Origin of the sequence: Campylobacter gastrosuis, assembly GCF_030249845.1 — a bacterium.
Taxonomy (GTDB): Bacteria; Campylobacterota; Campylobacteria; order Campylobacterales; family Campylobacteraceae; genus Campylobacter_A; species Campylobacter_A gastrosuis.
The window spans coordinates 47,401-53,800 of the sequence record NZ_JANURM010000012.1 but is presented as its reverse complement, the minus strand read 5'-3'; the positions used below and the strand labels follow the sequence as shown (position 1 = coordinate 53,800).

The following is a 6,400-nucleotide window of genomic DNA, read 5'->3' as shown; positions in this document are numbered from 1 at the left end:
AAAGCACGAATGAGCTTAAAAAATTTTATGAATTTATAAAAAAAGAGTTTGAAAGTGGCAAAAATACATTTGAAATTCTAAAATCTGTCGCTCAAAACAGAGTGGATAAAATGGCGTGAGCTAAGCTAATTTATTTTGGTGCGAATTTTGCATATCTAGCATATAAAATAATCACAATCTCTGATAAATCAAAAATTTTACCCTACCAAGCCGTGCGATACCTTAAAATTTAAATACGATTTATCTTTATCATAATCTCTTTTTTGCTATAATCACGCATTATTTTAAAGGAATTCTTATGGTCTTATTAAACAAAATCATCCAAGCCAAACGCACCATAAGCGGTTTTGTGGATAAAACTCCGTTTGCGTTTAGCTCAAAATTAAGCACGTTAAGTGGCGCTAAAATTTACCTAAAAGAAGAGAATTTACAGCGAACTGGCGCCTATAAAATCAGGGGTGCTTACAATAAAATCGCAAATTTAAGCGACGATGAGCGAAAAAAGGGCGTCGTGGCTGCAAGTGCGGGCAATCACGCGCAAGGCGTTGCGATTTCGGCTCGTGAGTTTGGCATTAAGGCTGTGATTGTGATGCCTGAATCCACTCCGCTTTTAAAGGTGGCAAACACTCGTGCTTTGGGGGCTGAGATTTTGTTAAAGGGCGATAATTTTGACGAGGCTTACGAATTTGCCCTAAAATACGCAAAAGAGCAGGGTATGAGCTTTATTCATCCATTTAACGATGAGTTTGTTATGGCTGGACAAGGCACGATAGGGCTTGAAATGCTAGATGAGGTCGCCGACCTTGATATCGTCGTTATCCCAGTTGGTGGCGGTGGGTTAGCTAGTGGAATTTCAAGCTGTGTAAAGCAGGTAAATCCAGATGTAAAGGTCATCTGCGTGGGTGCAAAGGGCGCGCCTGCGATGTTTGAGAGCTTTAAGGCAAAAAAGAGCATAAACTCAAAGTCGGTTCGCACGATTGCCGATGGTATCGCTGTTCGCGACGCTAGTGAAACCACCTTGGCAAATATTATTGAGTGCGTTGATGAGTTTGTGCAGGTTGATGATGAGGAGATTGCAAATGCGATTTTGTTCTTGCTTGAAAGCCAAAAAATAGTCGTTGAGGGTGCTGGCGCAGCTGGTGTGGCAGCTCTAATGCACGGCAAAATCAAGCACAAAAAGGACGCAAAAATCGGTATCGTGCTAAGTGGTGGCAACATTGACGTCCAAATGCTCTCAATCATCATTGAAAAAGGCCTAATCAAATCAGCGCGTAAAATGATAATCCAAGTTACGCTAATTGATAAACCAGGCGCGCTTTTAGCCCTTACGGACACGCTAAAAACGGCAAATGCAAACATCGTAAAGATTGATTATGACCGCTTTTCAACCGAGCTTGAATACGGCGACGCCAGTATCATCATCACGCTTGAAACCAAGGGCAAAGACCACCAAGAGCTTGTTGCCACGCTTTTAAACCAAAATGGATTTGAGTTTAAGCAGATTTTTTAAAAATTAATCTTAAATTCACATTTGTGTGTAAAAATGGGTTTTAAAAAAGGATAAATTATGAGTGATTTTTTGATTTTACTACTTGTTATTTTGCTAGTTGCGGCGGTTTTTGTCATTTTTCGCACGAAAAATGAGCTAAATAAACACAAAAAAGAGAGCGAAAATTTCAGCCACGTAAATCAGATAGAACAGCTAAAAAGTATCGGCGAACTCTCGGTTTTTCAGGTGTATAGCAAGGAGATCGTAACCAAAACCGATCACGCTTTTGGCAATTTTGGCAAGGAGTATTTAAGGTGGCTAGTAAGCGAGAAAAAACTCTCAATGATATTTGAGTTTGAGATAAATTTCATCTATGATTTAACGAGCAAAGAGCTTGAAATAACGCAAGTTGCAAACTCAAAATTTCACGTAAAAATGCCGCCTTGCAAGTATAAATTTTCAATTGCCGATATGAAATTTTATGATGAGAAAAACGGCAAATTTATCCCGTTTTTACTACCAGATGCACTAAATAGCTTCTTTGGCTCTGGCTTTCGTGAAGATGATAAAAATCGCTTGATAGCTGAGGCAAAAATGGAGGTTGAAAAGATGAGTTTAAGGCTCATTAAGGAGCTTGAAAGCAAAATTCACAAATCCGCTCGTGATACGCTTGAAGCCATTGCAAAGAGCTTTGGAGCGGATAAAGTCAGCTTTGAGTTTAACGATGACGAGAGCCTAAAAAACACGCAAATTGAGCTAAAAAATATAGCTTAGGTTACTTTTTAGAAACTATTTTTTTGTTTAATTACCTAAATTTATTTTAGGGGGTTAAGATGAAATTTCTATCATTTGTTGCCGTTTTTGCAATGGCTTTAAACGCTTCTAGCGTGGTACTTGATGGCAAAAATATCTTGCCAAAAGATATCATTAGCATATCAAACAACGCAAAGGTGCAAATTAGTGATGAGGCTTTAAATGTAGCTAAAAAATCTCACGAAGTGCTTTTAAACGCCGCAAAGGATGGACAGAAAATTTATGGTTTAACCGTTGGCGTTGGGCTTAATAAAGATAAAAAATTCATTGATGCAAAGGGTGATTTGGACGCAGAAGTCATCAAGGCTTCAACCGCCTTTAACATAGGCTTAATCCACGCACATTGCGGTGGTGTTGGCGAGGATATGCCTATAAAAACAGCTCGTGCGGTCTTAGCCACAAGGCTAAATAATCTTTTAAGCGGTGGGGCTGGTGTTTCGGTTGATGTTATAAATTTATACAAAGAATTCCTAAATCACGACATAATCCCCGCAATACCAAGCTTTGGCTCAATGGGCGAGGCGGATATTACCATTCTTGGGCACGTCGGACTTGCGATGATGGGCGAAGGATATGTCTATTTTAAGGGCAAAAAGATAAAAGCCGATGAAGCCCTAAAACAAGCCGGGCTAAAAAAGCTCACACCTTTTGGCAAGGACAGCCTTAGCATTTTAAGCTCAAACGCCTACTCCGCCGCACTTGCTAGCATTGCCTTAGAGGATTTAAGCCACGCACTTGAAATTTCAAAGCTGATTTTTGCATTAAGTTTAGAGGGCTTTAACGGCAATGTTGCCCCATTTAGCAAAATGGCTACAAATTTACGCCCATTTGCAGATTTTATAGCAACAGCAGATGAATTGCGAGAAATTTTAAAAGATAGCTACCTTTACGATAAAGATGATGAGAGAGCCTTGCAAGACCCGCTTAGTTACAGGGATGCCACTTACTTTTTTGCAGCGTTAAAATCCACTCGCGATACGATTTTAAACCTGCTAAAAATTCAGCTAAACTCATCAGATGATAATCCGGGCATTTCGTTTTTAGATACAAAAAGTGAGAATTTTCAAGAAGCAAAACTCTTTACAAAAGGCGGTGCTGTCGTGCCTACATCAAATTTTGAGCCACTTTTGTGGGTTGTTGAGTTTGAAAAGGCAAGTATCGTTTTAGCACACAACTCAAAGGCGAGTGCGTTAAGGACGATAAAGCTCTCAAACGATGGCTTTACAAGGCTAAGTAGATTTTTAGCCACACCAGATACAATTCACGCATTTGGTGCTATGCAAAAGCCATTTGTCGCACTTGCTGGGCAGAATGAATTTTTAGCAAATCCAGCTTCACTTGATTACACGCCAGTTGCTGGCGAGATTGAAGATGTCGCTACAAATGCGCCTTTTGTCGTGCAAAAATTTCAAAAACAGCTAGATAATTATTACGAAATTTTAGGTATGGAGCTACTTCACGCAGCCCAAGCCATAGATTTGCGTTTGCAAAAAAATCCAAATTTAAAGCTATCAAAAACGACAAAAAAACTTTACGATGATTGCCGAAAAATCGTGAAATTTTTAGACAAAGATAGACCTTTAAGCGATGATTTTAAAAACTCGGCTAAGTTTTTAAAAGAGTATAAATAGGGGCAAAAAATGGCAAGTAGAAGAGAATTCCTAGGCACATTAGCACTAATTGGTGCTTTACCGCTTTGTGCTAGTGAAGTAAAAAAATGGGATGATGAGTGCGATGTTTTGGTTGTTGGCTCTGGTTTTGCAGGTTCAGCAGCTGCTGTTCAGGCGATTGATGAGGGTGTAAAAACGATAATGATTGAGAAAATGCCAGTGCTTGGTGGCAACTCAGCCATAAATGGCGGTGCCTTTGCAGTGGTAAATTCTAGCTTTCAAAAGGAGCGTGGCATAGATGATAGCTACGAGCTTTATGTTAAGGATATTTTAAAGGCTGGACTTGGGCTAAATCAAATGGAGCTTGTTGAAGTGATCGCAAAAAATGGCAACGACGCCTACTAATGGACGCTAAAAAAGGGCGTTTATTACAGGGACGCACTCGGGCAGTTTGGCGGTCATAGCGTGCCTAGAACCATTTGGCCAGAGATTAATTCTGGCGGTAAAATCACAATCCCACTTCAAGAATACGCTATGAAAAATGGCGTATCTGTCCGCACTAGAACTATACTTGATGATTTTGTGCGTGATGAGAGTGGCAGGATAATTGGTGCTGTTGTTAGAGAAAATTACGATTTTGACTTTGATAAAAGCAAAGATGAGAGCGAAAATTTAAGCGGAGAGCGTAAATTTTATAAGGTAAATGGTGGCATTGTAATGGCAACTGGCGGTTTTGCTTATGATATAAAATTCCGACAAGAGCTTGATAAAACGCTAACGCCAGAGCTTGACTGCACAAACCATTACGGAGCGACTGCACAAGCATTAAAGGTAATGATGAAAAACGGCGCAAAGACCACGCATTTAGAGTGGATACAGCTTGGTCCTTGGGGTAGTCCTGATGAAAAGGGCTTTGGCATTGCACCCGTTTTTGCGATACCTGCGTTTAGCTATGGCATTATGGTTGATGCTAGAAGTGGTAAGCGATTTGTAAATGAACTAGCAGACCGCCGTATCCGCTCAGACGCCATTTTTGCCGTTAATAAAAACCCAGACGGCAGCCTAACTCATCCGGTTGTAATCTGCGATAGTATCGGTGCACAAGGCACTACAAAGGCAAATGTAATGCGTGGCGTGCATAAAAATGTGATTAAGGTTTTTGATACGATTAAGGAGCTTGCTAAATTTTATAATATCCCTTACGAGCCACTACAAAAAAGCGTTGATGACTACACGAGCTACGCACGAAGTGGCAAGGATTTAGAGTTTAACAAGCCGTTTTTTAAAATCAAAGGTGTCGTGCCGGATTTAACAAAACCACCATTTTACGCTTGGCGTGCTATCCCAAAGGTTCATCACACAATGGGTGGGGTTAAGATTGATGTTAATGCCAGAGTTTATGATTTAAACGATAATCCTATAATTGGGCTATTTGCGGCGGGCGAGGCTGTTGGTGGGCCTCACGGCGCTAGTAGATTAGGGAGTTGCGCGATACCTGATTGTTTGGTTTTTGGCAGGATTGCTGGTAAAAACGCTGCAAATTTAGCCAAAAAGGAGACAAAATGTTAAGAAATTTTATCATTTTAATGCTTTTTGTTTTAGCAATAAACGCAAACGAAGCGGATAAATTCTCAAAGAAAAACTATCCATTTATAGCCCACGAGAAATTTCACTTTGATTGCAAAAACTGCCACAAGCAAGATGAGCCAAAAGACTATAAACCGCTAAGCACAAACGAGTGCCTAAGCTGTCATAAAAGCTATGAAAAATTAGCACAGCAAAGCGGTCATCTAGGCTATGATGATAATATCCACGCAAGTCCTCACTACCCAAAAATGGACTGCAATCTTTGTCACAACACGCATAAAAAATCGCAAAATTACTGCGTAATGTGCCACTCGCAAGACTCAATGAAAAATTTATTTGTGCCATAAAGGAGATGAAATGAAAAAAATTTTACTTATCTTAGTCGTTTTCTTTGCCCTATTTTTTGGCACAAATGCGTTAATTCACGCAACAAGCGATGATAAATTCTGCACGTCTTGCCACGAGTGGATGGATACATTTGTAAGTACCTATCACAAGGACACGCACGGCGGAGCAAATAAAAACGGCGTAAAAGCAAGCTGTGTTAGTTGCCACCTGCCACACGATAGCTATATCAAATATGTTTTTACAAAGGCAAAAAATGGCGTTAGCGAAGTGGCTGTAATGCTTAGCTCTAACGCAAAAGATGCAAACTGGCAAGAAAACAGAAAAAATCGTGAAAATTTCGTCTATGATAGCGGATGTTTAAGCTGTCATCAAACAATCCTAGATGTAAATCAAACAAATAAAAACATAGATGATATGCACGCACTTTACGTGAAATTTAAAGATGATAAAACACAAAAGCTAAGCTGTGTCAGCTGCCATAAAAATGTCGGCCACAACGAACTTGGCAAGGTGCTTTATGAGATTAAAAACCCACCAGTTGGCAACTGGTAGC

Annotated in this window: 5 protein-coding genes and 1 pseudogene; all 6 read left to right on the top strand. The window is 39.9% G+C overall.

The window, feature by feature from the left end; all coding sequences use genetic code 11:
• The first annotated feature begins 298 nt into the window (after window positions 1–298).
• The 6 genes and pseudogenes from ilvA to NYG85_RS08640 all read left to right on the top strand — a co-directional run bounded on the left by ilvA (window position 299) and on the right by NYG85_RS08640 (window position 6,399).
• Window positions 299–1,510 carry a threonine ammonia-lyase gene (gene ilvA / locus NYG85_RS08665; RefSeq protein WP_284938097.1) on the top strand — a complete coding sequence of 404 codons (1,212 nt, stop codon included), beginning with the start codon at window positions 299–301 and terminating at the stop codon, window positions 1,508–1,510.
• Between the two features lie 57 nt (window positions 1,511–1,567).
• Entirely contained in the window at window positions 1,568–2,263 is a 696-nt protein-coding gene (locus NYG85_RS08660) for a DUF4230 domain-containing protein (RefSeq protein ID WP_284938096.1), read from the top strand.
• Window positions 2,264–2,322: 59 nt separating this feature from the next.
• Window positions 2,323–3,933: an HAL/PAL/TAL family ammonia-lyase gene (locus NYG85_RS08655; protein WP_284938095.1), complete on the top strand. Its 1,611-nt coding sequence runs from the start codon at window positions 2,323–2,325 to the stop codon at window positions 3,931–3,933.
• 9 nt (window positions 3,934–3,942) lie between these two features.
• A pseudogene (locus NYG85_RS08650) lies at window positions 3,943–5,481 on the top strand (flavocytochrome c).
• On the top strand, window positions 5,475–5,846 hold the full coding sequence (locus NYG85_RS08645; protein WP_284938094.1) for a cytochrome c3 family protein: 372 nt from the start codon (window positions 5,475–5,477) through the stop codon (window positions 5,844–5,846). Before NYG85_RS08650 ends, NYG85_RS08645 begins: the two are co-directional and overlap by 7 nt.
• A gap of 10 nt (window positions 5,847–5,856) precedes the next feature.
• Complete coding sequence (locus NYG85_RS08640; RefSeq protein ID WP_284938093.1) at window positions 5,857–6,399, top strand: cytochrome c3 family protein; 543 nt, start codon at window positions 5,857–5,859, stop codon at window positions 6,397–6,399.
• Window position 6,400 lies beyond the last annotated feature (1 nt).

Coding starts and splice junctions, on each gene's coding strand:
- NYG85_RS08645 (WP_284938094.1), top strand. CDS start 5,475: ATGTTAAGAAATTTTATCATTTTAATGCTTTTTGTTTTAGCAATAAAC.
- NYG85_RS08640 (WP_284938093.1), top strand. CDS start 5,857: ATGAAAAAAATTTTACTTATCTTAGTCGTTTTCTTTGCCCTATTTTTT.
- NYG85_RS08660 (WP_284938096.1), top strand. CDS start 1,568: ATGAGTGATTTTTTGATTTTACTACTTGTTATTTTGCTAGTTGCGGCG.
- NYG85_RS08655 (WP_284938095.1), top strand. CDS start 2,323: ATGAAATTTCTATCATTTGTTGCCGTTTTTGCAATGGCTTTAAACGCT.
- ilvA (WP_284938097.1), top strand. CDS start 299: ATGGTCTTATTAAACAAAATCATCCAAGCCAAACGCACCATAAGCGGT.